Annotated in this window: 28 protein-coding genes and 1 tRNA gene; 14 read left to right on the forward strand and 15 right to left on the reverse strand. The window is 61.5% G+C overall.

The window, feature by feature from the left end:
• Positions 1-242: 242 nt before the first annotated feature.
• The 5 genes from RLCC275e_RS22925 to RLCC275e_RS22945 form a co-directional block, all read right to left on the reverse strand.
• Positions 243-3,170 (reverse strand): aminotransferase, encoded by a 2,928-nt coding sequence (locus RLCC275e_RS22925; RefSeq protein WP_033181153.1) that lies wholly within the window; start codon positions 3,168-3,170, stop codon positions 243-245.
• Positions 3,171-3,289: 119 nt separating this feature from the next.
• Positions 3,290-4,174, reverse strand: a complete 885-nt coding sequence (gene purU / locus RLCC275e_RS22930) for a formyltetrahydrofolate deformylase (RefSeq protein ID WP_003555898.1) — start codon at positions 4,172-4,174, stop codon at positions 3,290-3,292.
• Between the two features lie 217 nt (positions 4,175-4,391).
• Positions 4,392-5,408 (reverse strand): acyltransferase family protein, encoded by a 1,017-nt coding sequence (locus RLCC275e_RS22935; protein ID WP_033181155.1) that lies wholly within the window; start codon positions 5,406-5,408, stop codon positions 4,392-4,394.
• Positions 5,409-5,453: 45 nt separating this feature from the next.
• Complete coding sequence (locus tag RLCC275e_RS22940) at positions 5,454-6,746, reverse strand: hypothetical protein (RefSeq protein WP_033181156.1); 1,293 nt, start codon at positions 6,744-6,746, stop codon at positions 5,454-5,456.
• Positions 6,747-6,748: 2 nt separating this feature from the next.
• Positions 6,749-7,798, reverse strand: coding sequence for a glycoside hydrolase family 5 protein (locus RLCC275e_RS22945; RefSeq protein WP_033181157.1), 1,050 nt, complete (start codon positions 7,796-7,798; stop codon positions 6,749-6,751).
• 133 nt (positions 7,799-7,931) lie between these two features.
• Here RLCC275e_RS22945 and RLCC275e_RS22950 point away from each other — a divergent pair, with 133 nt between their 5' ends.
• Together RLCC275e_RS22950 and RLCC275e_RS22955 are read left to right on the forward strand one after the other, a co-directional pair.
• A complete protein-coding gene (locus RLCC275e_RS22950) occupies positions 7,932-9,545 on the forward strand; it encodes a GumC family protein (protein ID WP_033181158.1) in 1,614 nt (537 codons plus the stop codon).
• A 59-nt stretch (positions 9,546-9,604) separates the two neighbouring features.
• The gene (locus RLCC275e_RS22955; protein ID WP_003555903.1) at positions 9,605-9,937 is read left to right on the forward strand and encodes a hypothetical protein; all 333 of its coding nucleotides are present in this window, start codon (positions 9,605-9,607) and stop codon (positions 9,935-9,937) included.
• Positions 9,938-10,281: 344 nt separating this feature from the next.
• Here RLCC275e_RS22955 and RLCC275e_RS22960 read toward each other — a convergent pair whose 3' ends face one another.
• Together RLCC275e_RS22960 and RLCC275e_RS22965 are read right to left on the reverse strand one after the other, a co-directional pair.
• Entirely contained in the window at positions 10,282-10,572 is a 291-nt protein-coding gene (locus RLCC275e_RS22960) for a hypothetical protein (protein WP_003555904.1), read from the reverse strand.
• A 239-nt stretch (positions 10,573-10,811) separates the two neighbouring features.
• Positions 10,812-10,898, reverse strand: a tRNA-Leu gene (locus RLCC275e_RS22965).
• A 168-nt stretch (positions 10,899-11,066) separates the two neighbouring features.
• Between RLCC275e_RS22965 and RLCC275e_RS22970 the strand changes: the two genes are divergently transcribed.
• Positions 11,067-11,486, forward strand: a complete 420-nt coding sequence (locus RLCC275e_RS22970; RefSeq protein ID WP_003555906.1) for a BA14K family protein — start codon at positions 11,067-11,069, stop codon at positions 11,484-11,486.
• Positions 11,487-11,495: 9 nt separating this feature from the next.
• Here the strand turns inward: RLCC275e_RS22970 and RLCC275e_RS22975 are convergent, their stop codons facing one another.
• Entirely contained in the window at positions 11,496-11,789 is a 294-nt protein-coding gene (locus RLCC275e_RS22975; protein WP_003544579.1) for an Rdx family protein, read from the reverse strand.
• A 204-nt stretch (positions 11,790-11,993) separates the two neighbouring features.
• Between RLCC275e_RS22975 and RLCC275e_RS22980 the strand changes: the two genes are divergently transcribed.
• From RLCC275e_RS22980 to RLCC275e_RS22990, 3 genes are all read left to right on the forward strand, one after another.
• Positions 11,994-12,770, forward strand: coding sequence for a type 1 glutamine amidotransferase (locus RLCC275e_RS22980; RefSeq protein ID WP_171816920.1), 777 nt, complete (start codon positions 11,994-11,996; stop codon positions 12,768-12,770).
• Positions 12,771-12,781: 11 nt separating this feature from the next.
• Positions 12,782-13,330, forward strand: coding sequence for a sugar O-acetyltransferase (locus RLCC275e_RS22985; RefSeq protein ID WP_003555908.1), 549 nt, complete (start codon positions 12,782-12,784; stop codon positions 13,328-13,330).
• Positions 13,331-13,514: 184 nt separating this feature from the next.
• Positions 13,515-13,967: a GFA family protein gene (locus RLCC275e_RS22990; protein WP_003555909.1), complete on the forward strand. Its 453-nt coding sequence runs from the start codon at positions 13,515-13,517 to the stop codon at positions 13,965-13,967.
• 1 nt (position 13,968) lies between these two features.
• On the opposite strand, the gene RLCC275e_RS22995 is transcribed toward RLCC275e_RS22990, so the two are convergent.
• The 3 genes from RLCC275e_RS22995 to tenA all read right to left on the reverse strand — a co-directional run bounded on the left by RLCC275e_RS22995 (position 13,969) and on the right by tenA (position 17,023).
• Positions 13,969-14,208 (reverse strand): type II toxin-antitoxin system CcdA family antitoxin, encoded by a 240-nt coding sequence (locus RLCC275e_RS22995; protein ID WP_245483510.1) that lies wholly within the window; start codon positions 14,206-14,208, stop codon positions 13,969-13,971.
• Between the two features lie 207 nt (positions 14,209-14,415).
• Positions 14,416-16,248, reverse strand: coding sequence for a translation elongation factor 4 (gene lepA / locus RLCC275e_RS23000; protein WP_003555911.1), 1,833 nt, complete (start codon positions 16,246-16,248; stop codon positions 14,416-14,418).
• Between the two features lie 76 nt (positions 16,249-16,324).
• Complete coding sequence (gene tenA / locus RLCC275e_RS23005; protein WP_003555912.1) at positions 16,325-17,023, reverse strand: thiaminase II; 699 nt, start codon at positions 17,021-17,023, stop codon at positions 16,325-16,327.
• Positions 17,024-17,173: 150 nt separating this feature from the next.
• Here tenA and RLCC275e_RS23010 point away from each other — a divergent pair, with 150 nt between their 5' ends.
• Positions 17,174-17,737, forward strand: coding sequence for a helix-turn-helix domain-containing protein (locus RLCC275e_RS23010; RefSeq protein ID WP_033181161.1), 564 nt, complete (start codon positions 17,174-17,176; stop codon positions 17,735-17,737).
• A 27-nt stretch (positions 17,738-17,764) separates the two neighbouring features.
• Entirely contained in the window at positions 17,765-18,283 is a 519-nt protein-coding gene (locus RLCC275e_RS23015) for a GNAT family N-acetyltransferase (RefSeq protein ID WP_003555914.1), read from the forward strand.
• A 15-nt stretch (positions 18,284-18,298) separates the two neighbouring features.
• On the opposite strand, the gene RLCC275e_RS23020 is transcribed toward RLCC275e_RS23015, so the two are convergent.
• Complete coding sequence (locus RLCC275e_RS23020) at positions 18,299-18,910, reverse strand: HAD-IA family hydrolase (protein ID WP_033181162.1); 612 nt, start codon at positions 18,908-18,910, stop codon at positions 18,299-18,301.
• A 133-nt stretch (positions 18,911-19,043) separates the two neighbouring features.
• On the opposite strand from RLCC275e_RS23020, the gene RLCC275e_RS23025 reads away from it, so the two are divergent.
• The 3 genes from RLCC275e_RS23025 (at position 19,044) to RLCC275e_RS23035 (ending at position 21,638) form a co-directional block, all read left to right on the forward strand.
• Positions 19,044-20,069: a histone deacetylase family protein gene (locus tag RLCC275e_RS23025; protein WP_033181163.1), complete on the forward strand. Its 1,026-nt coding sequence runs from the start codon at positions 19,044-19,046 to the stop codon at positions 20,067-20,069.
• Positions 20,070-20,078: 9 nt separating this feature from the next.
• Positions 20,079-20,654, forward strand: coding sequence for a recombination regulator RecX (recX, locus tag RLCC275e_RS23030; RefSeq protein ID WP_033181164.1), 576 nt, complete (start codon positions 20,079-20,081; stop codon positions 20,652-20,654).
• Between the two features lie 72 nt (positions 20,655-20,726).
• Entirely contained in the window at positions 20,727-21,638 is a 912-nt protein-coding gene (locus tag RLCC275e_RS23035; RefSeq protein WP_130707917.1) for an EamA family transporter, read from the forward strand.
• 158 nt (positions 21,639-21,796) lie between these two features.
• On the opposite strand, the gene RLCC275e_RS23040 is transcribed toward RLCC275e_RS23035, so the two are convergent.
• Positions 21,797-22,264: a group III truncated hemoglobin gene (locus RLCC275e_RS23040; protein WP_033181165.1), complete on the reverse strand. Its 468-nt coding sequence runs from the start codon at positions 22,262-22,264 to the stop codon at positions 21,797-21,799.
• A 184-nt stretch (positions 22,265-22,448) separates the two neighbouring features.
• Between RLCC275e_RS23040 and mbfA the strand changes: the two genes are divergently transcribed.
• On the forward strand, positions 22,449-23,432 hold the full coding sequence (gene mbfA, locus RLCC275e_RS23045) for an iron exporter MbfA (protein ID WP_033181166.1): 984 nt from the start codon (positions 22,449-22,451) through the stop codon (positions 23,430-23,432).
• Between the two features lie 158 nt (positions 23,433-23,590).
• Here the strand turns inward: mbfA and RLCC275e_RS23050 are convergent, their stop codons facing one another.
• Entirely contained in the window at positions 23,591-24,190 is a 600-nt protein-coding gene (locus RLCC275e_RS23050; RefSeq protein ID WP_033181167.1) for a transglutaminase-like cysteine peptidase, read from the reverse strand.
• Between the two features lie 153 nt (positions 24,191-24,343).
• Positions 24,344-25,174, reverse strand: coding sequence for an alpha/beta hydrolase (locus RLCC275e_RS23055; RefSeq protein ID WP_033181168.1), 831 nt, complete (start codon positions 25,172-25,174; stop codon positions 24,344-24,346).
• A gap of 179 nt (positions 25,175-25,353) precedes the next feature.
• On the opposite strand from RLCC275e_RS23055, the gene infC reads away from it, so the two are divergent.
• Both infC and rpmI read left to right on the forward strand, forming a co-directional pair.
• Positions 25,354-25,890, forward strand: coding sequence for a translation initiation factor IF-3 (gene infC, locus RLCC275e_RS23060; protein ID WP_072640862.1), 537 nt, complete (start codon positions 25,354-25,356; stop codon positions 25,888-25,890).
• A gap of 326 nt (positions 25,891-26,216) precedes the next feature.
• Positions 26,217-26,420, forward strand: a complete 204-nt coding sequence (gene rpmI, locus RLCC275e_RS23065) for a 50S ribosomal protein L35 (protein ID WP_003544621.1) — start codon at positions 26,217-26,219, stop codon at positions 26,418-26,420.

Here is a 26,420-nt window from a genome sequence, read left to right on the forward strand (position 1 = left end):
ATCGGAAACATATTCCGAAACATGTCAAAATATCGACGATCTGAAAAAATTCATTCCGTCGTAGCCCGAACTTGCAGAAAGAAACATATCAGCTCTTCGTTAAATTCGCATGACAGAATCGGAAGGTCGATCGATCACCGCGGCAGACATAGGAAGCCTTGTTGTATCAGGCAATGGCCCGTTTCATTAAAAGTCGACATGCCTCGAAATGACCGATTTGGTTAATGCCCGAACCCTCTGGGTCACCAGCCTTCTTCGAGCACCTTCTCCAGCATGTCCGCGAAAAAATCCGCGCTGTCGATGCTGAGGCAGAGCGGCGGCTTGATCTTCAGCACATTTTGGTGATCGCCGGTCGGCTGCATGATGACGCCGAGTTCGAGAAGCCGGTCGCAGATTGCAGCCGTCTCTTCCGTCGCCGGCTCCAGCGTCGTTCTGTCGCGGACGAATTCGAGGCCGAGATAGAGGCCCATGCCGTGCACGGCGCCTGCAATCGGATGGCGGTCGATCAGCGCGGCGAGCCGCGCCTTCAGATGATCGCCGACTATCCGGGCATTTTCCTGCAGCTTTTCCTCGGCCATGATGTCGAGCACCGTCATGCCGGCGATGCAACTGACCGGGCTGCCGCCGGTGGAGGAAAAGAAGGTGCCCTCCTTCTCCAGCGATTGCGCAATCTCCCGCGTGGTGATGACGGCGCCGAGCGGATGGCCGTTGCCCATGCTCTTGGCGACGGTGATGATATCAGGCACGACCCCTTGCTGCTCGAAGCCCCAGAAATAGTGCCCGAGCCTGGCATAGCCGACCTGCACTTCGTCGGCGATGCAGAGGCCGCCGCGAGCGCGTACCTGCGCATAGAGCTCTTTGAGATAGCCTTCCGGCAATGGAATGCCGCCGGCATTGCCGTAGACCGACTCGGCGATGAAGCCCGCAAGGCCTTCGCCCGCAGCATCAATTGCCTCCAGCACCGGCGTCGCCATGCCGAGATAATCCGCTGCCGTATCGGGACCACGGAAGTCGCCGCGATAGGTGTTCGGCGACACGACGGTATGCACCCAGTCCGGCCGGGTTGTCAGCGCCTGTGGATTGTCGGCGATCGAGGTGGAGACGGCATCGCTGGCCGCCGACCAGCCATGATAGGCTTCGAGCAGGCAGAGCATGTTGCGCGCGCCGCTATGGGCCTGCGCCAGCCGAAGCGCCAGATCATTCGCCTCCGAGCCGCTGTTGACCAGGAAGACCGCGTCGAGCCCGTCCGGCGACAGGGCGGCGAGGCGTTCGGAAAATTCCGTGATCGCCGCATAGTGGAAGCGCGAATTCGTGTTGAGCCGCAGCCATTGGGCGTGGATCGCTGCGGCAAACCTGGGATGGCCGTGGCCGAGAATGGTGACGTTGTTGACCATGTCGAGATAGGCGCGGCCCTCGACATCGAACAGATGCTCCCGCCAGCCGCGCTCGATCTGCGGCGCCGCCGCGTAATAGTTCTTCTGCGGCCTTGCGAGATGCGCCCGCCGCCTGGCGAGCAGTTCGGCGGTATCAGATTTCGGCGCATCGGCTTCCGGGCTGAGAAGCAGCGAGGGTGAGGGGCAGAGCGCCGACCAGGCCGCGGCCGTGCGCGGCGTGGCAAAAAGCGGCGGTTCGAGACCTGCGACGCTGCAAAGCTGGACGCGCAGCCCGCCAAGCGACGCAGCCTCTCCGAAAACCGTCCCGAGCGGATCGCCGGCGGCCACCTCGGCTCCATCCTCGACCGAGAGATCGAGCCCATCGAGATGCAGGGTCATGCTGTCGCTGGCAAGCGTCAGATGCTGGTCCTTCCAGCCAATGCGGCCGGCAAAGGGTGCAGCAATCGCGTTGCCTGCCGCGAGGCATATGTCGATATGCAGGGCGCAGGTCGCCTGTCCTGTCGCATTTCCCAAGCTCGCGCGGGAAAGCCGATATTCGCCATAGCGCGTCGCTGCGATGCCGTTTTCGGTTGCCACGCGGGCAAGCAGCCGCCAGTCCATGTCGGTATTCAGCCAGTTGCCGGCGGAAAAATGCGGGCTCCGCACACCAAGATCGACATAGGCGATCCCGGCGGGATCGATGTCGGGCAGCAATGGCAGCCATCCTGATGCTTCCGGGGCGGCGACATTTGCGCCGGCCGCCTTGAGGATCGCGGCTTCCATGAGTTCGAAGGGAACGGACATCGCCGTATCGAAGATCGCCCGCTCGTGCTCGAGATTGCCGCGGACATAGTCATTATCGGGATCGACCGAAATCTGCTGCTCGCTGCTGGCAACGAGAATGACCGCGCGCGCGACGGTCAACGGCCAGAGCGCCTTCAGCTCCTCCCTGGTCAGTGGATATATCGCCTGATAGGCGGTGACGGCTGGTAGGATATGAAATGGGTCGCCATCTGCCTGATGCAGCAGCGAAGCGCAGGTGACGGCGAGGTCGCCGACCAGCCAGCCGCGGATGATGTCGCCGAAATCGATCACCCCGTCGGGGATCGTATGGCCACGGGCGTCGCGGTGGCCGACGACGTTGTCGCCGGTGACGTCATGATGCACGGCCTGCAGCCGAAGCGCCGGCGCCAACGGCTGGATGCGGCGGACCGCCATCACCATGGTCTTGGCGATCCGGTCGCGTGCCGCACTGTCGGTGATGGCCGAAAGCAGCTGCACGGCAACGGGACCTGCCCGTCTGAGATCCCATTGCAGGCTGCGGTCGAGACCGGGATGGTCGAAATCGGCAAGCGCCTGCGCAAGCCTGGCGCAGAGCGCGCCCAGCGCCGCCACGGAAGCCGGCGCCAGATAGGTCAGCGCCGTCAGCCCCTGGCCTTCCAGATATTCCAGCAGCCGGACCTGATAGCCCCGCCCGCGCACGGTCAGGACGACGATCTCCCGCCCGTCATTGGTGGTGACCAATTGCGGAACGCGCGGCGCACTTTGCCTGCTTTTGAGGTGACGGATCGCCGCATTCTGCGCTTCGAGCTCGCGGGTCTCGTAGGCTGCATGGCAGATCTTCAGGACGTAACGACCCTTGTCGCTATCGACGCGATAGTTTCGATCCTGCTGGCTGCCGAGTTCGGCAAGCGTGCCGGATAGGCTGTAATGAGCAAGGAGGATCTCTTCTGCATCAGTGGCGGTCACATCGGGGCGCGGCAGCGCCATGCGATCAACAAGCGCCTCGTCGGTCATGACACCCCTCCCGCTGCATGATTCGATTACCTATGAAGGAGATAATCGAGTACTTGCCGCTGGCAGGCAACGGGAGATTGTCATTCGCCGGCAAAAGAGATGCAGGGTCTAGGCGGCGCTCAACCCATGCGTTCGGAGGCGTAACCGCCGGGGCTTGCCGGAAAGACCACGGTGCGGTTGCCGTTCAGGAAGGTGCGGTGATGGATATGGGCGTGGATGGCACGCGCCAGCACCTGGCTTTCGACGTCGCGGCCGATCGAGACATAGTCGTCGGGCGACTGCGCATGGGTGATGCGCGCCGTGTCCTGCTCGATGATCGGGCCTTCATCGAGATCGGCGGTGACGTAATGCGCCGTCGCGCCGATCAGCTTCACGCCGCGTTGATAGGCTTGTTTGTAAGGGTTGGCGCCCTTGAAGCTCGGCAGGAAGGAATGGTGGATATTGATGATCTTCCCGGACATTTTCTGGCACATCGCATCCGAAAGCACCTGCATGTAGCGGGCCAGTACGATCAGCTCCGTGCCTGTCTGTTCGACGATATCCATGATCTGGCCTTCGGCCTGCAGCTTGTTTTCCTTCGTCACCTTGATGTGGTGGAAGGGAATGTCGTGGTTGACCACGACCTTCTGGTAATCGAAATGGTTGGAGACGACGCCGACGATATCGATCGGCAGCGCGCCGATCTTCCAGCGGTAAAGCAGGTCGTTGAGGCAATGGCCGAAGCGCGACACCATCAACAGCACCTTCATGCGGGCGTTGCCGTCATGGATCTCGGCATCCATGGCGAACCGCTTGGAGATCGGCTCGAAGCCTTCCTTGAGTTCGGCAAGGGGCACGCCTTCCTCGGAGATGAAGCTCACTCGCGTGAAGAACTTGCCGGTATCGAGATCGTCGAACTGGGAACTATCGACGATGTTGCAGCCCTTGTCGGCCAGATAGCTCGAAATCGCCGCGACGATGCCGCGCGTCGATTTGCAGGATACCGTCAATACGTAACTTGTCATGTCTTACCCTCTTCCCTCTCCAAGGCCGCCGCCGTGCTTAAAACAAAGCCCGGGCCGCGAATAGGCCAGCGCACTTTCATTCATGCGACAAATTGCAAGAGAAACCATCACGTTTCTGCAAGCTCTCTCATCGCCCAGTCTGAAGCTTAGGAGAAGTTGCGCGAAAAACTGTACCGTCAGCGCCGCTTGGATGCGTATTCTCGCCCTTCGACGCGCTTTAGGTCGACGGGCGGCTCGCCACGGCCGCTTTCCGGCGCGGCGTGGTGATCTCATGGATAATGGCACCGCCGATCGACGAGAGCACCAGCGAGAGGATCACGAAGAGCACCGGTTGCTGCAGGATGCCGATCGGCAGCCGATCGGCGGCGACCCTGAGAAAAGCCAGCGTGAAGGCATGGGTGATATAGATGCTGTAGGAGCAGTCGCCGAGATAGTTTAGCCATCTCACAACCGGCAGCCTGGAAAAATCGATGGAGATCGCGCCGTAGACGATGAAGATCGCCGGGATTCCCCAGGCGTAGAACCGGCTTTCCGGCGGCATCAGCGCCTCGTTGATGAACAGAAACGCAAAGCCCATGGCAAGAGCCGCCCAAGCCCAGCGGTTCGGCAGAAGCACCTTCTGTCCGTAGAGCCAGCCGAGCACGACACCGGCGAGAAACTCCAGCATGATCGGTTCGCGGTAGAACCGGGTCGCCGTCGTTTCCGGCAGCAGCCGACAGGCGATCAGGATGACGGCAAAGACGGCAAACATCGCCGGGATGCGGCGAGCTTCCTGTAGCGGCAGCAGAAGCGCAAAGACGAAGTAGAAGAACATTTCGTAATTCAGTGTCCAGCCGGGAACGACCACCGGTGTGATCGTGCTGGGATCGGCGGGATTGGCCCATGGCAGGAAGAACAGCGAGGCGATGAGATGCGGCAGGTCGAACACCGTCGATTTCAGCAATGACGGGGCGACCAGCGCCACAGTCGCCGAAAACAGCGTCGCCAGCCAGTAGAGCGGCACGATCCTTTTGATGCGCCGCCGGGCGAAATCGACCGGGCTCATCGCTCGTCCGCTCGTCGTCAGCCACATCACGAAGCCGCTCAGGACGAAGAAGATGTCGACGCCGGTTTCGCCATAGACGAAGGCGGTGGCGTCGACCGCGGGATTGACCTTGGCAAGCTGCAATACCGCGTGGAAATAGACGACCATCAGCGCCGCGATGGCGCGCAGATATTGAAGCTGGACAAGCATCGAGCGTGTGCTCCCTCGGGCTCGCGCGGACAGGCGCCGCTGCGGTCAACTCAATACATCTGCCGGACGACCCTGCCGGATGCGCGGGCTGTCGTGGAAACGCATATATCCGACGACGAACCAGAGGAGACCGGCGATCTTCATCGAGAAGACCGCGGTTCCCCCGATCATCATATTCAGAAAAATGAAAAGAGAAAGTGAATGGGCGCAGCGCCGCTGCGCCGCCGTGCGCCCGGCGGGAAAGAGGCAGACGAACAGCCATAAGGCGATGACGCCGAAGATCGTCGCCGCGTAGATCAGGTAGACATAGCCGCTGTCGGCGAATTCGGCGACCCGGTCGACCGAAAGCCCGAGGATGGCAAGCGGATCGAGCTCCATGATCTTCTTCATCGTCAGATTGATGCGGCCGGTGAAATTGTCGCCCGTCGCATTGGGTTTCATCACGTAGACGAGGAAGCCGGCGGCGACGATCAGAGGCATCAGCGCCAGATTGAAATTCTTCGGGATCTTCGGAAAGACGAAATAGCCGACGATGCAGGCAAAGCAGAAGATCAGCATCGTGCGCGTGTCGTTCGTCACCAGGATCAGCACGGCCGTGCCGATCATCAGCAACCGGTCCCAGCGGCCAAGCCTCTCCCACATCGAAATCAGGTAGACCGCGATCACGCCGCAGAAATTGGCCAGCGATACCTGTTCGAGGAAGATCGAGGAGGAACGGTGGTCGATGATGCCGAAGGAGAAGCGCTCGGGAAAGCCGAGCGCGTTCTGAAAGAGGCCCGTCGTGTTGTAGCTCAGTGGCAGCAGCCCACGCGTATTGGCGAAATAGTCGGACGGGTGGACGATGCTGACATAGAACGGCACGCTGATGATCTCGAAGATCAGGAAGATCATCACGGCAAGACTTGCCCAGCGAAAGGCGAGTTTCATCGTTTTCTCGTTGCTCCAGCCGCCGAGCCCGGTAAAGCAGAAGATGATCAGCACGTTGCGGAAATGATCGATGAACAGCATGCGGTTGAGCACGCTGACATAGATGGTCACGATGAGCGTGAACAGCAGGAACAGAAAGGCCGGCAGGTCGGTCTCGTAGATCCCCTTGTGCAGGATGTAGATGATGGCGCTCGCCATGATCAGCCCTTCGCTGGCGGCGACATGCGTCATCGAAAGCGGCACGATGTTGTGGTTGATGAAGGCCAGAATGCCGTTATAGAGCACGGAGAGCAGGCCGAGCCAGAGCACTGTATGATCGGTGCGTGATGCCCCGCGGGCAGCATCGAGCCGGTTGCCGGCGACAGTGCCGGCTACAGTGAATGTCGCTGTCCTCTGATCGACGACTGCCATGCTCATTTCCCCGCAGGCTTGACGGCGGAGCAAGTGCCGGCATCGGCTTTTGCCGCCTCGGCAAGAAGCCGCATCTGCGGCCGCTCAGGCTCCTTGCGCGGCTGGACGTTGAAGGGCTCGTCCGCCGGCCACCATTCGCCGGCCGCCCAGTAGGACCAGCCGAGCCACACGTCGCTATTGCCGGACATGGTAGCGTAGATTTGGGTCAACCCGCTCATGCAGTCCTTGTCGGTGGAGGCGCCGAATTCGCCGAGAAAGCCGCGCTTGTGGTTCTGCTTCAGCCAGGCGGTAACGCCGTTGATCGCCGCGACTGCGGCGCCTGCACCTTCGCAGGTCGGATGGGTCCCGGAGGAATCGGCGTCGAGATACTGGTGGACCTCATAGGCGTAGAAGTTGAGCGGGTCCCGCACGCCGAGCATCACCGTGCCGTTGGCGCCGCCGATCACATCCTTTTCCCAACTGCCAGCGCCGCTCCATGCCGTGCCCGGCACCAGGATGAGGTTGCGCGCGCCGACGGCGCGGATGCTGCGGATCGCCGCATTGGCGGCATCCAGCCAGTCCGTCGCCTTGATGTCGTGCGGTTCGTTCATCAGGCCGAAGAGAACGCCGTCCTGATTGGCGAATTCGACAGCGAGTCTTGCCCAGAAATCCCCGAAGGCGGCATCCGTCGCCGGCGCCGTGCCGACTTGGGTCTTGTCGTAATAGCCGAAATTATGCGGGTCGAGCAGAACCGCCATGCCGTGCTTGCGGATCAGGCCGATCGTATCCTTGATCCGCTTGAGCTCATCCTCGTCGAGCCGCCCGCCAAGCGCGGGCTGCAGCCGTTCCCAGCGGAAGGGCAGCCGGATGATCGTCATACCTTTTTCGGCGAAATAGCTGATCGTGTCTTCGCTCGGATAGGTGTAGTTGGTACCGTAGATGCCGCCACGCTCGCCATATTCGCCGCCGGACAGATTGACGCCGCGGTAGCAGGGGGCCTCAGCCGCAAGGGCCGGCGACGGGATCAGAGCGGCCGCAAACAGCAGCGCTGTCAGATGTTGTGTCGTCCTCATGGCATCCTCGTTATCGCGGCAATCGCAACCTCGGCGTCGCTAAAGTTATTTTAACGGTCCGTTAGCTAAGAATTTCTAAAGTATCGGCACCTCGGCTTCAGTCTTTCACGCTGGGCGGGACACGAGTGCGCGTATGAACCAGTATGACAGGAACAGGGTAAGCCGGCTCCCTGGCTGGCGCAGTTTTGAGCCATCTCAGACTGCACCGGAAGGCGTGCGCGTGCGCAGTCCCGTCGTCCGCCCGGATGATTTCGTCCGGCCATCGGTCGAACCCGCCCCGCCCCCCTTCGTGCCGCCGGCAAGCATTGCGGAAACCCGCCAATATGAGCGTCCGGCACCTCCGGCGCCGCTTCCAAAGCAACCTGTCGTCGACGCACCGCCGAATGCAGAGTCCGCGCCGGCCGCACCGCTTCTCGACCTCCGCTCGAGTATCGCCGCGATCTGGAGCCGGCGGCTGATCGTGTTGGGCCTGGCGCTTCTCGGAGCCCTGGCCGGCGGGGCGGTGGCGCCGCGCATCGCCCAGAAATTCACCGCCATCAGCAGCCTTTATTTCGACCCGCGCCAGATCGGCCTTGCCGATGCCGGCGCGCAATCTTCGGGTCCCTCGCCGGAAATGATCTCGGCGCTGATCGACAGCCAGGTGCAGATCCTGACCTCGGGCAATGTGCTGCGGCGCGTCGCCGAAGCCATGAAGCTCGACCAGGATCCCGAATTCACCGGTGGCCGCACGGATGGCGCTGCCGTGATCGGCACTCTGCAGAAGGCGCTGGTCATCACCCGTGAGGCCAGCACCTATGTCGTCTCGCTTGCCGCCACGACCAATGATCCCGAAAAATCCGCGAGGCTTGCCAACCAGGTGGTCACCTCCTTCACCGAGGAGGAGAACAGCGCTTCGAACGGCATCTACGAAAATACCTCGTCGACGCTCGACGGACGCCTCAACGACCTGCGCCAGAAGGTGCTGGAGGCCGAGCAGGCTGTCGAAACCTTCCGCGCCGACAACGACATGGCCGCGACCGAGGGCAACCTGATTTCCGATCAGCGGCTCGTTTCGCTGAATACGATGCTGGTGACGGCACAGGAAAAGACCATCCAGGCAAAGGCGCGCGCCGATGCCGTCGCCAACCTCCGCGTCGAGGACATCGTCGCCGGCAACCAGGCGGAGGGCGGCGTCACCTCGCCGCTCGTCAGCCTGCGTCAGCAATATGCCACTCAGGCCGCCGCCGTCGGCAGCCTCGAAAGCCAGATGGGCACGCGTCATCCGCGCCTGCAGGCGGCCCGTTCCTCGCTGCTGAGCATTGGCGGCGAAATCAAGGGCGAATTGCAGCGTCTCGCCACCTCGGCAAGGGGCGAATACGAGCAGGCAAAGTCCGCTGAGGACAGCATCGCCAAGGAACTTGCCGTGCAGAAGGCGTTGCAGGCGAGTTCGTCGGACAAGCAGGTGGAATTGAACGAATTGCAGCGCAAGGCGACGGCGGCCCGCGATATTTACGAGACGGTGCTGAAACGCTCCAGCCAGACGAGCGAGGAGCAGAACTTCAACCAGAGTAACATTCGCGTCATTTCGCCGGCCGAGCCGCCGGTCAAGGGAGACGGTCCCGGAAAGACGATTCTATTGGTTGCCGGCGTCATCGGCGGTTTTCTCGCCGGTTTCGTCGTCGGCGCGGGCTTTGCGATCCTCGCCGGCCTCTTCAGCCATCCCGTGATCAGAAGTTATTTCAGGAAGTCTCCCGCTGCGGCGGCTTGATGACGGTCGTCGCTTTTCCTACATCGGAAGAGCGGCCTATTGCCGGTAGGAGAGTTCCCATGCGGCTGTTGATGATGCTTCTGATATCGCTCGTTGCCGTGTCGAGCCTCGCACCGGCGTCCGCCTTTGCCGTCGACTGGACGAAATCCGTCGATACGGGCGTTCAACCCCTCTATCCCTATAAGGGTCTTCCCGGCGTCAAGGCGCAACCGGACAAGAAAGAGGAGGAATCCTACAATTGCCGCACCGAGACCGTGCAGATCCGCCGCCGTTATGACGAGATCTTCCGCTCCGGCGGCATGCCGACGCTGATGTATGTCTGCGAACGCGACGGCTTCGTCTCGATGGACGACAAGGTTCCCCTGCGCGGCCATTATCAGCCGGTGCGCTGAGGCGCCAGCCTCACGCCGACTGCGGCAATGCCGTGCCGTGGTGGTAGACTCCAGCGGCCGACAGCACAGACAGCGGCTGATCTGGACAGGTCGGCGCCGGATCCCATTCCGCCGGCCGATTGCTGCGGACAAAGGCGGGCGCATCGGCAGTAAGAAAAAATCCCACTTCGGAATCCCGAAATTCCCCCGCTTCGGGATTCCGAAATTCGACGCCGTTCGCGTACTATCGTCGCGGAGAAACGTTCAATGATTTCAATCCCGCAGCCAATTTCGGGATTCCGAAGTGCTATATAGATTATGGTGGGAGTTCCCAGGCGCTGCCAACATTGGCCGGATCGTTGCGGCTAAGCCTCCAGATTAAGCTGGAGTGGAGCGTCGTCTGCCTCGGCGACCTTAGGCTTACGTTTTGTTGCCGCACGGCGTGCTGGCTTGGTGGTTTTCGGGAGAGTGTCGGAGCCGAGCTCGTCTGCATTGGCGCTGGGCAGCAGCGGGTAGGCAGCATGCAACGGATCGGCAGAGGCTACTTCAATGACCGGCTTGGTAGGAGACATTTCCATTGCCGGCGTGGCGGCCGACATCTGGCGGGCCTTGGGAGGCTCGGTGTTGCTAGCTGCGGATATGGCGTATCGAATCATTGCAGGACTCCGTTATGTTCTCTTTATGTTCGCACTTGGAGGGTGGAGGAGTCAATGCAGGCCAGCTATCAAGAGCGGCGGGAATAAGCGTCTAAAGACGAGGATTTCGGAGAGTTCTTGGGAGCTATCGAGTGAACAAGCCTCAAGCGCATCGTGGCCGGCCTTTGCTACAAGGCACCAATGCACAACTTGGTTGAAAAGGCTTAACTCCTTGATCTTGGTAGCGATCAAGAATGGAATGGTGCCCAGAAGAGGACTCGAACCTCCACACCCTTTCGGGTACCAGCACCTGAAGCTGGCGCGTCTACCAATTCCGCCATCTGGGCGACGGAGAGCGATGTAAGGGGGTGGCCCCTGACTGTCAACTGGGTTTTTGAAGTTTTTCTGACAGTTGGCGAAAAAGCAGCCGATCACATGCGAGGGAGCGCCGAAGGGTGGGCATAGCGCTCCGGTTGGCACGCCCTATATAGAGGAAATATCGAAAGGAATGCATCATGCCCGCTGCCCGCACGCTTCTGTTCGCCGGTCTCTTGGCCGTTTTGGCACCCGCCATCGCAGGGGCCGATTCGCTGAAGCTGGGCAAGCCGGGGGTCGGGCCGCTCAATACGGGATCGACGCTCTGCGATTTTCGTGGCTGCTTCGGTTTCGGGCCGCAGCAATGGCATCGCCCAGCCTATGTTCAGCCGAACTATCGTCCGCGCGGCGCGGGGCCAACCTATTACCGGCCGGGCGCTGCCGGGCCGCCGCAGCTGACCTATGATCCGCCGCCGGTGCAAAGGGTGCAGCCGAAAGCGCGCGACATGAACAGCCATGCCGCCTGGTGCAGCAACGAGTACCGCTCCTACAATCCGAGGACGGATCGTTTCCTCACCTATGAGGGCATCTACAAGACCTGCCGCTCGCCCTACCGCTGACTGTCGTGATCAGCTTTCGAGCGAGGCGCGGTCGACGTGGCCGAGATCGCGGCCGGGCTCGACGATGTCGCGGACCCGCTGTTTCAGCTCCTTCGGCCCGGGAAAGCCGCCGTCGCGCTTGCGCTCCCAGATGAGATCGCCATTGACGCGGATCTCGAAATTGCCGCCGGTGGCAGGAATTAGCGCCACTTCGCCGAGGCTGTCGGAAAAGGTATGCAACAGTTCCTGCGCCATCCAGCTGGCGCGCAGCAGCCAGTTGCACTGGGTGCAGTAGAGGATCGTGACGCGGGCTTTTTCGGTCATGGCGATGTCCTTTCGTTTGTTGAGATTTAGGCCCTGTGGCGCGTGCGCGCAATCGCCCTCGCTAGAGCATGATGCCGAAAAGTGTGAGCGGTTTTCGGGCGACATCATGCTCTAACTGTTTAATTAAGAACAGGATTCAGATTTTGGGCCGAACCGGCCTAAAGCCTCGATCCTGTTCTGGCGTCTTGCGCGCCGCCCTCCGCCATGGTCTCTTCCCGTGATCGGCCATACCAGGAAGAGCCCATGCGCGTCGCAGTCATCGAAAACATGCGGAATACTGGCCTCGGCGCGCTTGCCGCAGCCCTCGACGAGGCGGGCGCGGAGATCGAATGGTTTCGGGTGTGGCAGGACGGTATCCTGCCGAAGGATATTTCCGGCCATGACGCGCTGGTCGTTCTCGGCGGCGAGCAGAGCGCGCTGGATGACGAAACCCACCCCTATCTGCCGGAGCTCGTCCGGCTCGCACGCCGCTTCGGTGATGCCGGCAAGGCGGTGCTCGGCATCTGCCTCGGCAGCCAGATCCTCGCCCGCGCCTATGGCGCCGACAATCATTTAGGGATCGCCCGCGAATTCGGCTGGCACGGGATCGGCGTCACCGCCGAGGGCCGGGCCGATCCGCTGCTGTCGGCGCTTGGCGGCGAATTCACCATCTTCGAATGGCATGCCGACACGTTTTCCCTGCCTGAGGGCGCGGTGCGTCTCGCCTCGAGCCCCGTTGCCGAGAACCAGGCCTTCCGCATCGGCCGCGCCGTCTATGGCACCCAGTTCCATTTCGAGGCCAATGCAGCGGTCGTCGCGCAATGGAAGGCCGAATTTCCCGATACGATCGCGCGCATTGCGCCGGGCTGGCTGGAGAACCATGCCGAACTGGCGGCAAGACATGGAGGAGCAGCCGATGCCGCAGGCCTTGCCATTGCGCGTGCCTGGGTCAGCCTGATCGAGAGGGAAGAGGTCGAGTTGCTGTCGCAGGCCTCGGCGTGAGGGGCGATGCGATGCCGGCCAGCGAACGCGAAAAGATGGCGGCAGGCGAATGGTATTGCTGCCTCGATGACGAGCTCGATCTCTTGCGCCGGCAGGCGCGCTTAGCCGTCCACGCGCACAATACGCTGCCGCCGGACGAGCGCGGCGCCATGGCACCTGCCCTGAGGGCACTCTTTGCGCAAGCAGCACTCAATGTCTTCATCGAGGCGCCGTTTCACTGCTCCTACGGCATCAATATCACTCTCGGCGAACGCGTCTATTTCAATGCCGGCTGCACCATTCTCGATTCCGGCCGCGTGACGATCGGCGATCGCAGCATGTTCGGCCCCGGCGTGCAGATTTATTGCGCCGAGCATCACAAGGAGCCGGCGCTTCGCAGCACGGGCATCGAGATCGCCAGGCCTGTCACCATCGGCAGCGATGTCTGGATCGGCGGCAGCGCTATCATCCTCGGCGGCATCACCATCGGCGACGGTGCGATTGTCGGGGCCGGTTCGGTGGTGACCAGGGATGTGCCGGCCGGCGCAACCGTGGTCGGCAATCCGGCCCGCATCCGCTAGGAGCAATTCCAGCAAAAGTGCGTAGCGGTTTTGCGTCCGGAATTGCGTGAAAACAAAGAGATAGAGCATTTCCGTAATTCGGAGAAAACGGAAATGCTCTAACGCCGGCAACGCCGCCCACTCCGCACTGACCTCGACAGCGAGGAAAGCTCCGCTAGATCAGAAGGCAAAACGGGAGGGAAGTATGAGCGAACTGAATTTACCAATGGAGGGCGGCTGCCGTTGCGGCCGGGTGCGATTGAAGATCAGCGCCCCGCCGCTGCTCACCATGGCCTGCCATTGCACGGGGTGCCAGAAGATGACATCAAGCGCCTATTCGCTGAGTGCGGCCATCCCGAGCGAAGGCTTCGAGGTGACGCAAGGCGAGCCGGTCATCGGCGGTCTGCATGGCGTCACGAAGCATTATTTCTGCCCGCATTGCATGAGCTGGATGTTCACTCGGCCGGAAGGCATGGACTGGTTCGTCAATCTGCGCGCGACCATGCTCGACGACCCGAGCTGGTTCACGCCCTTCATCGAGACATGGACGAGCGAGAAACTGTCATTTGCCGAGACAGGTGCGGTATACAGCTACGAGGCGCTGCCTGAGATGGACGCCTATGAGGGGCTGGTGAAGGAGTATATGGGCAGGGGATGAGTCAAAACTGCCTGTATTTCGCAAATGGCAAGCCATGCTTTGCGACATACTCATTTTGCTCCGCGATCGCCTCGGCGTTTTCAATTCGCCAAAGTCTTTCGCGTTCTTCGCGAGGCAGCGTTTCATCGTCGCTTGTTTTTTGATCGAAGGTCGGAGCTTTGCAGCCCCTTTCGATCTTGGAATGAGTGTTTGCACCCATCACCGATCCCGGTTTGCCAGTCGTTCGGCTTTCATCGTTCATCGCAGAATCCCCTCGGAGATAACTGTTGACGGAGCCTAACCACGTCTCTTTCGTCATGCTCGGGCCTGTCCCGAGCATCTGCAGCCGTTTGATATGTAGCAGATCCTCGGCACAAGGCCGAGGATGACGGCGAACAAAGAGCGAGACTTGTCAATAAGCAAGGGAGAGACCTATGTCCTCCCCGTCAAAAGAAGCTCTGCGGTGGTGTTATTCGTCGCCCATCTTCAGCGCGGCGATGAAGGCTTCCTGGGGGATCTCCACCTTGCCGAACTGGCGCATGCGCTTCTTGCCGGCCTTCTGCTTGTCAAGCAGCTTGCGCTTGCGGGTGGCGTCGCCGCCGTAGCATTTGGCGGTCACGTCCTTGCGCAGCGCCGAGATCGTCTCGCGGGCAATGACATTGCCGCCGATCGCCGCCTGGATCGGGATCTTGAACATGTGCTTCGGGATCAGCTCCTTGAGCTTCTCACACATGTCGCGGCCGCGCTTTTCGGCAGCCGTCCGGTGCACCATCATCGACAGCGCGTCGACCGGTTCGCCGTTGACGAGGATCGACATCTTCACGAGGTTGCCCTCGCGGTGGTCGGTCAGCGTATAGTCGAAGGAGGCATAGCCCTTCGAGATCGACTTCAGCCGGTCGTAGAAATCGAACACGACTTCGTTGAGCGGCAGATCGTAGGTCAGCATCGCGCGCGTGCCGACATAGGTGAGTTCGATCTGGATGCCGCGCCGGTCCTGGCAGAGCTTCAGGATGCCGCCGAGATAATCGTCGGGCGTCAGGATCGTCGCGCGAATCCACGGCTCGTGGATTTCCGAGATCTTGACGACATCGGGCATGTCGGCCGGATTGTGCAGCTCGCGCTCCGTGCCGTCGGTCATAAACATCTTGTAGACGACCGAGGGTGCCGTGGCGATCAGGTCGAGGTCGAACTCGCGCTCCAGCCGTTCCTGGATGATTTCGAGATGCAGCAGGCCGAGGAAGCCGCAGCGGAAACCGAAGCCGAGTGCCGCCGATGATTCCATTTCGAAGGAGAAGGAAGCGTCGTTGAGGCGAAGCTTGCCCATGGCGGCGCGCAGATCCTCGAAATCGGCGGCATCGACCGGGAAGAGGCCGCAGAACACCACCGGCTGCGCCGGCTTGAAGCCCGGCAGCGCCTGAGCCGTCGGCCGCTTGTCCTCGGTGATCGTGTCGCCGACGCGGGTATCGGCCACTTCCTTGATCGAGGCAGTGATGAAGCCGATCTCGCCGGGGCCGAGGCGGTCGATATTGACCATCTTCGGCGTCAGCACGCCGACGCGCTCCACCTGGTATTTCGCATCGGTGCCCATCATCCGCACCGTCTGGCCCTTGGTCAGCACGCCGTCGATGACGCGGACCAGAACCATGACGCCGAGATAGGCGTCGTACCAGCTGTCGACGAGCAACGCCTTCAGCGGCGCCTTATCGCCGCCCGGGCTCTTCGGCGCTGGCAGCCTGTGGACGATCGCTTCCAGCACATCGGGAATGCCGAGGCCGGTCTTTGCCGAAATCAGCACCGCCTCCGAAGCGTCGATGCCGATCACTTCCTCGATCTGTTCCTTGATGCGGTCGGGTTCGGCGGCCGGCAGGTCGATCTTGTTGAGGACGGTGACGATCTCGTGATTGTTGTCGATCGCCTGGTAGACGTTGGCGAGCGTCTGCGCCTCGACGCCCTGGCTGGCGTCGACGACAAGCAGCGAGCCCTCGCAGGCCGACAGCGACCGCGAGACTTCATAGGCGAAGTCGACGTGGCCGGGCGTGTCGATCAGGTTGAGAATGTATTTCTCGCCGTTGTTCGCCTGGTAATGCAGGCGCACGGTCTGCGCCTTGATGGTGATGCCGCGCTCGCGCTCGATATCCATATTGTCGAGCACCTGCTCGGACATTTCGCGCTCGGCAAGGCCGCCCGTCGTCTGGATCAGGCGGTCGGCCAGCGTCGATTTGCCATGGTCGATATGGGCCACGATCGAAAAGTTGCGGATGTGGGACAGCGGAGTGGTGGAATTGGTGCTCATGCGCGCCATATAGCAGCGCCGCCCCCTGCCGCAAAGCGGTAATTATCCTGCTGTTTACGCTATTTCGTCCTGTGCCGGGCGCCTATCAGACCGGCCACGTCTCCAGCCGCCAGGCCGAATCCCAGAACATCCATTCATATTGCGAGGCGCGCACGAAGACATCGGTCATCTGCGCCCGCTCCACTGGCGATGCGGCGCGGGCGGCGATGTCGGTCAGCGCGATCACTTCGCGGGCGCCGGCGGCAAATTGGGGATCGCCATAGGTGTTGATCCAGGCCTGGAAGGCATTGCCTTCGATAACAGGCCGGTTCTTGATCGCTTCGCCGACATGCCAGTAGATCCAGAAGCAGGGAAGGATGGAGGACAGCGCCACCGCGTAGGAGCTGTGATAGGCGGTGGCAAGCAGGAAGTTCGTATAGGCAAAGCCGGCAGGCGAGGGCTCGGCTGACGTAACATCGGCGGAACTGATGCCGAACTGTGTGAGGAAGCCGGCATGCAGGCCCTGCTCGACGGTGATCGCCTTCTGCGCCGAACCGAGGAAGCGCAGGACCTGCGCATTGTCGGGTGCCTTGGCCGCGACGATCGCCAGGCATCGCGCATAATGCTTCAGATAAAGCGCATCCTGCAGGATGTAATGTTGGAAAACCTCGGGCGGCAAGGTGCCGTCCGAAAGCCGTTGCAGCAGCGGCAAAGCCTCGATTTCAGCCATGATCGGCGCGATCCTTTCCCAGGCGGCAGCCGTGAAGCTTCCCGTCAGTTCCGTGCTCTGCGTGCTGGCGTCCATCACTCTCTCCTCGGATTACGCCGCCATATATGGACGGCGCAGCGGCGAAAGCAAGGCGCGTTTGGCCGCTTTTCGTAGGTACTTGATTCCATCATCAGATAATGTATTTCTCCTATAGTAGAATCATTGGATTGGAAAATTGGACGGGAAATGGAACCGGAACTCGAACAGGCAATCGGCATCCGCGTCCGCAAGCTGCGGCTGGAAAAGGGTCTGACATTGGATGATCTTGCCGCGGCTTCCGGCGTCAGCCGAGCGATGATCTCGCGCATCGAGCGGGCGGAGGCGAGCCCGACCGCCTCGCTGCTGGCAAGGATCTGCGCAGCCCTCGGCCTGTCGCTCTCGGCCTTCTTCGCGGACGAGGGACAGGCTTCGCCGCTCGCCCGCCGGCAGGATCAGCAGGTCTGGCGCGATCCGGAGACCGGTTATCTCAGACGGTCTGTTTCACCGCCGGGCACGGCATCCGATATCGATATCGTCGAGGTCGAATTTCCCTCTGGCGCCCGCGTCAGCTTCCCCCCGCATGCGGCATCCCATGGGATGACACAGCACATCTGGCTGTTCGACGGCGAGCTGGAGATGACGGCGGGTGAGACGGTCCACCGGCTGCGCCCCGGCGATTGCCTCTTCATGCCTGTTGGAGAGGGTCACGTCTTCCACAATCCCGGCAATGCACCGGCACGCTATTGCGTCGTGCTCGATCGCGGCGGCTGATAACAGCTTTCATTTCAGGAGAACAGCATGCCTGCCATTCGTACCCTTTCCGCCGAGGAGGCTCGCGCCGCCATTCCGGCCCTTTCGGAGGTGCTTGTCGATTGCGTCGCGGGCGGCGCCTCCGTCGGCTTCATGCAGCCCTATGGGCCTGAAGATGCCGAGCCCTACTGGCGCGATGTCGCCGATGCGGTCGCCACCGGCGCCAATCTGCTGCTGGTCGCCGAACTCGACGGCAGGATCGTCGGCACGGTGCAGGTGGGGGCCGCGCAGATGCCGAACCAGCCGCATCGCGGCGATCTGAAGAAGCTGCTGGTGCATCGCTCCGCCCGCGGCAAGGGGCTCGCCCGGCTGCTGATGGATGCCGCCGAACGTGAGGCGGCAAGCCGCGGCAAGACCCTGCTCGTGCTCGACACGGCAACCGGCAGCGATGCCGAGGCGATCTATCCGCGCCTGGGCTGGCAGCGCGTCGGCGTCATTCCGGATTATGCCCTGTGGCCGCAAGGCGGCTTCTGCGCCACCACGCTGTTCTACAAGCGGCTCGCCTGATTGCGCCGGCCCCGCTCAAGCCGGCCTGGCGAAGACAGGAAGCGCGCCGATGAGCTTCGTGCCCGCCGTCCATTGCGCGGCATTCCAGCCGAACTGCCGCGCCGCTTCGATATTTTCGGCCATATCGTCGATGAAGGCGATTTCGCCGGGCAGCACGCCGGCGCGCTCGGTCGCCAGCCGGAAGAAGTCGGGGGAAGGCTTTCTGTGTCCGAGTGCGGCGGAATAGATGATGTCGTCGAAATGTGCGTTAAGGCCGATCTGCTCCATCAGGTAGCGCGCCCGCCTATGCTCCTGGTTGGTCGCCAGCAAGAGAGTGATGCCGCTTTGCCTGAGAGCGGCGAGCTCTTCGAGCAGATTGTGGTCGAGGCGGGAATCGTTTTCGAACCAGTAGTCGATCAGTGTTTCGGCGCTGAGATGGGGCGCGATCTTTGCGAGAACGTCGGCGAGCCTCGGCTCCAGCGCCTCGCGGCCGATGATGATATCGCCCCAGTGGGTCTGGAAGAATTCCCGCTGAAGCAGGTCGACACGCAGGCCGAGGTCGCGCTCGAGGTAGGTGAAGAGAGGCAGGCCGTCGGCGGGACGACCATGAATGAGCACGCCGTCGACATCGACCATCAGCACTTTCATGCGGAAAATTTCCTCGTTCTCAAAACACCGGCGAAGGTGGCGTCATCCGCCTGGACGTTCAAGACGGCGCGCCACTTTTTTGTCGCGGCCGAGCCGTGTAAATCTCCATTGTCAATCAAGGGCAGGATCTGAAATGCGTGTCATCTATTCCGAAGACCACAAGCTGCGCGATGCCAGGACGGAGCTGCACGCCGGCCAGTTGGTGACGCCCTTCGAGGCGCCGTTTCGCGCCGAATGGATCCTGGCGGCGGTCAAGGAGGCGGGCTTTACCGACGTGGTGGCGCCCGATGCGCACGGGTTGGAAACGGCTCGAAAAGTCCATGATCCCGCCTATCTGGATTTTCTTGCCAGCGTCTGGGACCGTTGGGTAGCGGCCGGTTTCACCGGCGAGGCGATCGCCAATTCCTTCGCCGTTCGCCGCACCAGCCAGCGTGTGCCCGACAATATCGTCGGCGCGATCGGCCACTACGCCAATGCTGCCGATACCTCTATCACCAAGGGCTCCTACGAGGCGGCGATCGCCTCCATGCGCTGCGCGATCACAGGCGCCGACTGGCTGAATGCCGGCAATCGCTTCGCCTTCGCGCTCTGCCGCCCGCCCGGCCACCATGCCGGCATCGATCTCTTCGGCGGCTATTGCTTCATCAACAATTCGGGCGTCGCCGCGCAGCGGCTGCTAGATCATGGTGCGGGGAAAGTCGCGGTCCTGGATGTCGATTTCCACCATGGCAACGGCACGCAGGATCTCTTCTATCACAGAGGCGATGTCTTCACCGCCTCGCTGCATGGCGATCCCATGCACGCCTTTCCCTATTTCCTCGGCCATGCCGACGAGGAAGGCGAGGGGGAGGGCGTAGGTGCCAACCGCAACTATCCGATGCAGCCTGGCACGCCTTGGAATGTCTGGTCTTCGGCCCTTGCCGATGCGCTCACCCGCATCAAGGCCTTCGGCGCCGAGGCGATCGTCGTGGCGCTCGGCGTCGACACTTTCGAGCGCGACCCGATCTCCTTCTTCGGCCTCACCTCCGACGATTTCACCCGCATGGGCGCGATGATCGCTTCCGCCGGCTTGCCGGTGCTCGCCTGCATGGAGGGCGGGTACGGCGTGCCGGAGATCGGCCTTAACGTCGCCAACGTCCTCAAGGGTCTGGAAGCCTGATCGCCGCCGATGACCGACGAGACCGTTCCATCCGATATCCCGACATCACGCATGCTGAGCTGGGCGCGCAATTCCGCTATCTATCGCCTGGAGCGGCGGATGATGACGGAAAAGCAACTCTTTGACGCCATCACCCGCAAGGCGAAGGAGAAATTCGAGGATATCAGCGCGGCACAACTGAAGGCCGTTGCCGATTTCGCGGTCAAATTTGCCTATGACAACAAGGTGCTCGACGACAGCGCCTATGCGGAGATCAGCACGCGTTCGGCCGTGCGCGGCGGTAAATCGAAGCGCGCGATCGCCCAGAAGCTTGCCGCCAAGGGCGTCTCCAGCGACAAGGTCGAGGCGGCACTTGAGGAGGCTGACGATCTCTATGCCGCAGCGATCTTCGCCCGCAAGCGCGCCTTCGGCCCCTTCCGCCGGGTCGAGCTCGACGAAAAGCGAAAGGCCAAAGAGCTGTCGGCTTTCGCCCGCAATGGCTTCAGCTTCGATATCGGCAGGAAGATCTTCGACATGAGCTTCGAAGACGCCGAAGAGGTCATCCTTGCTGGCCGATCTTTGACGCCTCAGCATCAGCGCTCTTGATCCCGGCATGAAAAGTTTGAATTTGGCTCTCCCCCGTCTTCGGCCTAAAACCGCGCCAGGATCGGGGGCCACATGGACATCAAGAATATCGAGACCGGGACGGATGGCGCAGCCTTGATTGCGCAGCCGGGCGTATCGCCGACTTCTGGCGGTTTGGCGGCCGGTGTCGCCATGTGCCTGATGTCGATGTCGTCGATCCAGTTCGGCGCGGCACTGTCTTCGTCAGCCATTGCGACCTATGGCGTTGCCGGCGCCACCTGGCTGCGGCTTGCTTTCGCGGCGATCATCCTTGCCGTCGTCGTCAGGCCTTCGGTGCTGCGTTATAGCGGCGCCCAATGGCGGGCGACATTGCTGCTCGGCACGACGACGGCTGCCATGACGCTCTGCTTCTTCGCGGCGATCCAGCGGCTGCCGCTCGGTCTGGCGATCGCCATCGATTTTCTTGGGCCGCTCTCGGTTGCCGTCTTCGGCTATGGCCTGACCTGGCGGCTCACCTGGCCGTTGATCGCTGCGGCCGGCATTCTCTTCCTCGCCCATGATGGCGAAGGCTGGGTCGGCAATCCCTCAGGCGTCCTCTTCGCCCTCGGCTCGGCTGTGGGATGGGCGGTCTATATTCTGCTGACGAAGAAGGTCGGCGCCGCCTTCAAGGGGCTGGAAGGTCTCTCGATGTCACTGCTCGTTGCCGGCCTCGTCGCAACTCCTTTCGGTCTTGCCGAGACAGGGGGCGCTTTCACGCTGAAGGGACTGGTCGAGGTTCTCGGCCTTGCCATTCTTGTGCCGCTCTTGCCCTATGCGCTGGAGATGGTGGCGCTGCGGCGCATGCCGTCGGCATCATTCGGCATCCTGATGAGCCTCGAACCGGCGCTCGGCGCGCTCGCCGGCTTTCTGATCCTGGCCCAGCCGATGACCGCGCTGCAGATGCTGGGTACGGCGCTCGTGGTGGCGGCCAGCGCCGGCGCCACCGCCTCGGCGGCGAAGACCTAGAGCATGATGCCGAAAAGTGTGCGCGGTTTTCGGACGACATCATGCTCTAACTATATAAATGTAGAACAGGATTCAGATTTTAGGCCGACCCGGCCTAAAATCATCCTGTTCTAGAAAAGTGTCAGCGTTTTCGAAGAACGCCGCCTCTATAAGATAGATCAGGCGGGTTTGCGTGCGGGATCGTCGAGCGCCGGATTGTAGAACAGCGACAGCACCAGGCTCTTGGCGATCCGTTCCGCCGTCGCCATGAACCAGGCCTTGGCCTCCGGCGACGGGGCGATGTCGTCGAGCGTTGCGGCAAACAGCGACAGCCACTTCGGAAAGAGATCAGTCGTCAGATTCTGGACACTGGTATGCGCCTGCACCGGCTTGCCGCCATAGGCGCCGCTGCGGAAGGCGACGGCCGACCAGAAGCTCTTCATCTTCGCCATATGCTCCGGCCAGCGGCCGGACAGCTTGGCGTCGAACACCGGGCCGAGATCGGGATGCGTTAGCACGCGCCCGTAGAAGGTCTCGACCAGCCTGTCGATGAAGGCCGCGTCGACGCCCATCTCTCGCATCTCGGCCTCCGCCCTTTCGCGGATCGCCGCGATATGGGCAGGGCGGCCCTGAATCTCATTGTCCATTCCAAAACCCCGGCGCCGCGTGGTGCGGCGCCCTCTCATATAGGTATTTATGGCAGCGCGCCAAAGTCGTCCGTGCCGCTTGCGGCAATCTGTCAGCGCTGTAGCACTTTGAATTGCCTCACGCACTTGACCGTAATCGCCGCGTTCTTTAGATTTAGAATAATTCTAAAAAATGGAGAAGATCATGCTGGCGCGGTTTTTCAGATCCTCGAAACGATCTTTCGACTCGCTGTCCGAGCAGGAGATCCTTGCCCTTGGGATCGCCTCCGAGGAAGACGATGCCCGCATCTATCTTGCCTATGCTGACAGGCTGCGCCGCGAATTTCCGGCCTCGGCCAAGATCTTCGAGGATATGGCCGAGGTCGAAGATACGCATCGCAAGTCTTTGATCGAGATCCATCGTCAGCGTTTCGGTGAGCGCATTCCGTTGATCCGGCGCGAGCACGTGGAGGGCTTCTACGAGCGCAAGCCGGACTGGCTGAGGGCAAACCTTTCGCTGGATGCGATGCGCCGGGAAACCGAGGCGATGGAGGAGCAGGCCTATCGTTTCTATGTCGAGGCGGTAAAGCGGACCTCGGACGCCTCGACGCGCCAGCTTCTCGGCGATCTCGCCCTCGCCGAACAGGGACATGAGGATATCGCCCGCATGCTGGGCGACAAACATACGCCAGAAGACGTCAAGCACGACGAAGACGCGACGGTGCATCGGCAATTCGTGCTGACCTATGTGCAGCCGGGTCTTGCCGGGCTGATGGACGGCTCGGTCTCGACGCTGGCGCCGATCTTCGCCGCCGCCTTCGCCACGCAGGATACCTGGCAGACCTTCCTCGTCGGCCTTTCAGCCTCAGTCGGTGCCGGCATTTCGATGGGCTTCACCGAAGCCGCCCATGACGACGGCAAGATCTCCGGCAGAGGCTCGCCGATCAAGCGCGGCCTCGCCTGCGGCATCATGACGGCGCTCGGCGGCCTCGGCCACGCACTGCCTTATCTGATCCCGCATTTCTGGACAGCAACGATCACCGCCGCCGTCGTCGTCTTCTTCGAACTCTGGGCAATCGCCTTCATCCAGAACCGTTACATGGAAACCCCCTTCCTGCGCGCCGCCTTCCAGGTGGTGCTCGGTGGCGGCCTGGTGCTCGGCGCCGGTATCCTGATCGGGAATGGGTGAGGAGCGGTCGGGCGCAGCCCGAGCAATCGATCCGGTGAATCGATTGCAGCGACGAACGCCCTGAGCCAAAGCGAAGGGCCGGGAGACGGTGCGGCATCTCAGACCAAAACAAAAGGCCGGCAAATCGCCGGCCTTTTCCACATTCTCTATTGGAACCCTTACCGCAGAGCACCCACCAGGACGTCGCGGCCGTTCTCGATGGTGACCCAGCGGCCGGCATTGTAGCTCGACTGGCGCTTAACGAAGGAATAGGGCGTCGCAAACCACGGCTTGACGTCGGCGGCGAGGTTGTCGAGCACGAAATCGCCCTCGGCGGTGCGCAGCGTCAGAACCGCATGGCCTTCGCCATCCGGCTTGCGCACGACGGTCATCAGCAGATCGGCGGCCGAAAAGCCGCGCTGGATCAGCATGCGGCGCTTCAGCAGCGCGAAATCCTCGCAGTCGCCGGCGGTGGTCGGATAGGCCCAGACCTCATCCTTGCCGTAGATTTCCTTGTCGGTCATCGGTGTGATCGTGCGATTGACGGTGGCGTTGACCGAACGCACGAGCGACCAGCTTGCGGCGGTCATGGCGACCGGGCCTGAATTGCGGTTTGCACCGCATTCACTGCGGTGGATATGACAGAAATCGTAGTGGCCGATCGGCTGTGAGGTGGCATTGCCCGTTACCATGGAAGCATTTCTGCTGGGGGCCGGTATGGCGGCCGTTGCCATCGCAAACATGGCCATCATGGCCACAAAGATACCCTTGATCCGCACGCCCGCTCTTCCTTGCATCGCCCCTTATTTATTAACAAAGTGTTAATGGAGAGGGCCGGAAAGAGTCAATCGTTACTTCTTGGGAGCACCTTGCAACCCGCTGACATGGTTAAAATGCAACAAGCCCGGGACCTTACTTCCGGCCGATGCTATTCAAGCGGGCATCTGCCTATTTGTTGATGAACGGATGATGCCTTTGACGGCGCTCAACAGAAGCGCGATGTCGCCGGGGCGAGAAAGGCGGTGGTCGCCGTCGCGGATGAAGGTCAGCACCACGTCGTCGGCGGGAAGATGTTCGACCAGTTTCATCGCATGCGCATGCGGCACGTCGGCGTCTTTCATGCCCTGGAGGATATGCACCGGGCAGCCGGTTTCGATGATGCCGTCGAGCACCCGGTTCTCGCGGCCGTCCTCGATCAGCGCCCGTGTATAGATGTTCGGTTCCGGACTATATTGCGAACGCTCTTCGAAATAGCCGCGCTCGGCCAGCGATTTGCGCTCCTTGGCCTTCAGGTTCGGCTCGATCAGCTCCGAGGTGAAATCGGGTGCCGGCGCGATCAGCACCATCCCTGCGAGCTTTGGGCCTTCGCCGCCCCGCCGCGCAAGTTCTTGCGCCAGCCTGAGCGCGATCCAGCCGCCCATCGACGAGCCGACGAGGATGATCCGATCGGGCGCGACATGGCGGATGACGGCAAACGCCTCCTCCAGCCAGCGCGAGATCGTGCCGTCGCCGAAGCTACCGCCGGAAAGTCCGTGGCCGGAATAGTCGAGGCGGATGCAGGCGAGCCCAAGTTCCGCCGCCAGCCCGTCGAGTTCCACCGCCTTGGTGCCGCTCATGTCGGAGCGGTAGCCGGACAGCCAGACGAGCGCCGGTGCGTCATTGCCGGCCTGCGCGGGGCGGACGAGCATGGCGATCTCACGCGCCGCCTCACCCTCGCCGACCGTCAGGAACTGCGGCGCGGAATCGGGCATCTGATCGGACATCGGCGAAACTCCTGTTGTTTTGGCCTATAAAACAGATTCTTGGCAGGCTGACAGCAGGTGATTTTTCCGCTAAAGGATGATATTGACTCCGTTGCAGCGATGACGCGACACGTTTGTGCACCCCTGATTGGGAGCGCGATGCTGCAACGTTCCGAAAACAACGCGAGGAGAATACGACCATTCGCAGACCTTTTAAAACCGATGCGCCCGTGAAGGACGGACCGCGCTCGAACCGTGAAATCCGCATTCCAAAAGTTCAGCTGATCGGAGCTGATGGACAGAATGTCGGCATCGTGCCCACCGACCAGGCTTTGAAAATGGCGGAAGAAGCCGGCCTCGATCTCGTCGAAATTTCCCCCAATGTTGAACCGCCGGTGTGCAAGATCCTCGATCTGGGCAAGCTGAAATATGCCAACCAGAAGAAGGCTGCCGAGGCGCGCAAGAAGCAGAAGATCGTCGAAGTCAAAGAAATCAAGATGCGCCCGAACATCGACACCCATGATTATGAGGTGAAGATGAAGGCGATGGGTCGCTTCTTCGACGAAGGCGACAAGGTCAAGGTGACGCTGAAGTTCCGCGGCCGCGAAATGGCCCACCAGGAACTCGGCATGAAGCTTCTGCAGCAGGTCAAGGCCGATACGATCGAGTTCGCCAAAGTCGAAGCCGAACCCAAGCTTGAAGGCCGCCAGATGATGATGGTGCTGGCGCCGAAATAAGCGCCAGGCAATTTTTCGCCCAAGGCCGTCCGCAAGGGCGGCTTTTGTGCTTTCTGCCATTCTGACTTGGGCCGGCGTATTTTGGGATGCGCGAAGATTCCTCCGCGGCCCCGTTGCACTTTCATGACGCTGCGGTTATAAGCGCGCGTCCGAACTGACCGGCAGGGCATGCCGTGGCAGTTTCGAATGCTTGCGGAACGGTTCGTCGCCGATGCCGCAGATCAACAACAAACGCTCCCGCACCTTGTTGCGACGGCCGGAGAACCGGACTTCGCGAGAAGGGCTTTTTTGATGAAGCGCGCAGGGAGGACAGAAGGAGTAGCAAAATGCCCAAGATGAAGACGAAGTCCTCTGCCAAGAAGCGGTTCAAGATCACCGCAACCGGCAAGGTCAAGGCTGCCGCTGCCGGCAAGCGCCATGGCATGATCAAGCGTTCCAACAAGTTCATTCGCGATGCACGTGGCACCATGGTTCTCGCAGAACCGGATGGCCGCAAGGTTATCAAGAATTACCTGCCGAACGGTCTCTGA

This window comes from Rhizobium brockwellii (genome assembly GCF_000769405.2).
GTDB lineage: Bacteria > Pseudomonadota > Alphaproteobacteria > Rhizobiales > Rhizobiaceae > Rhizobium > Rhizobium brockwellii.

Coding starts and splice junctions, on each gene's coding strand:
- lepA (WP_003555911.1), bottom strand. CDS start 16,248: ATGGCGCGCATGAGCACCAATTCCACCACTCCGCTGTCCCACATCCGC.
- mbfA (WP_033181166.1), top strand. CDS start 22,449: ATGCTGGCGCGGTTTTTCAGATCCTCGAAACGATCTTTCGACTCGCTG.
- RLCC275e_RS23015 (WP_003555914.1), top strand. CDS start 17,765: ATGCCTGCCATTCGTACCCTTTCCGCCGAGGAGGCTCGCGCCGCCATT.
- RLCC275e_RS22935 (WP_033181155.1), bottom strand. CDS start 5,408: ATGCTTGTCCAGCTTCAATATCTGCGCGCCATCGCGGCGCTGATGGTC.
- RLCC275e_RS22975 (WP_003544579.1), bottom strand. CDS start 11,789: ATGACCGAAAAAGCCCGCGTCACGATCCTCTACTGCACCCAGTGCAAC.
- RLCC275e_RS22925 (WP_033181153.1), bottom strand. CDS start 3,170: ATGACCGACGAGGCGCTTGTTGATCGCATGGCGCTGCCGCGCCCCGAT.
- RLCC275e_RS22980 (WP_171816920.1), top strand. CDS start 11,994: ATGGTCTCTTCCCGTGATCGGCCATACCAGGAAGAGCCCATGCGCGTC.
- RLCC275e_RS22970 (WP_003555906.1), top strand. CDS start 11,067: ATGCCCGCTGCCCGCACGCTTCTGTTCGCCGGTCTCTTGGCCGTTTTG.
- RLCC275e_RS23035 (WP_130707917.1), top strand. CDS start 20,727: ATGGACATCAAGAATATCGAGACCGGGACGGATGGCGCAGCCTTGATT.
- rpmI (WP_003544621.1), top strand. CDS start 26,217: ATGCCCAAGATGAAGACGAAGTCCTCTGCCAAGAAGCGGTTCAAGATC.
- purU (WP_003555898.1), bottom strand. CDS start 4,174: ATGACAAGTTACGTATTGACGGTATCCTGCAAATCGACGCGCGGCATC.
- RLCC275e_RS23025 (WP_033181163.1), top strand. CDS start 19,044: ATGCGTGTCATCTATTCCGAAGACCACAAGCTGCGCGATGCCAGGACG.
- RLCC275e_RS22950 (WP_033181158.1), top strand. CDS start 7,932: ATGAACCAGTATGACAGGAACAGGGTAAGCCGGCTCCCTGGCTGGCGC.
- RLCC275e_RS22940 (WP_033181156.1), bottom strand. CDS start 6,746: ATGGCAGTCGTCGATCAGAGGACAGCGACATTCACTGTAGCCGGCACT.
- RLCC275e_RS23010 (WP_033181161.1), top strand. CDS start 17,174: ATGGAACCGGAACTCGAACAGGCAATCGGCATCCGCGTCCGCAAGCTG.
- recX (WP_033181164.1), top strand. CDS start 20,079: ATGACCGACGAGACCGTTCCATCCGATATCCCGACATCACGCATGCTG.
- RLCC275e_RS22955 (WP_003555903.1), top strand. CDS start 9,605: ATGCGGCTGTTGATGATGCTTCTGATATCGCTCGTTGCCGTGTCGAGC.
- RLCC275e_RS22990 (WP_003555909.1), top strand. CDS start 13,515: ATGAGCGAACTGAATTTACCAATGGAGGGCGGCTGCCGTTGCGGCCGG.
- RLCC275e_RS22985 (WP_003555908.1), top strand. CDS start 12,782: ATGCCGGCCAGCGAACGCGAAAAGATGGCGGCAGGCGAATGGTATTGC.
- RLCC275e_RS23040 (WP_033181165.1), bottom strand. CDS start 22,264: ATGGACAATGAGATTCAGGGCCGCCCTGCCCATATCGCGGCGATCCGC.
- tenA (WP_003555912.1), bottom strand. CDS start 17,023: ATGGACGCCAGCACGCAGAGCACGGAACTGACGGGAAGCTTCACGGCT.
- RLCC275e_RS23055 (WP_033181168.1), bottom strand. CDS start 25,174: ATGTCCGATCAGATGCCCGATTCCGCGCCGCAGTTCCTGACGGTCGGC.
- RLCC275e_RS22945 (WP_033181157.1), bottom strand. CDS start 7,798: ATGAGGACGACACAACATCTGACAGCGCTGCTGTTTGCGGCCGCTCTG.
- RLCC275e_RS23020 (WP_033181162.1), bottom strand. CDS start 18,910: ATGAAAGTGCTGATGGTCGATGTCGACGGCGTGCTCATTCATGGTCGT.
- RLCC275e_RS22960 (WP_003555904.1), bottom strand. CDS start 10,572: ATGATTCGATACGCCATATCCGCAGCTAGCAACACCGAGCCTCCCAAG.
- RLCC275e_RS22995 (WP_245483510.1), bottom strand. CDS start 14,208: ATGAACGATGAAAGCCGAACGACTGGCAAACCGGGATCGGTGATGGGT.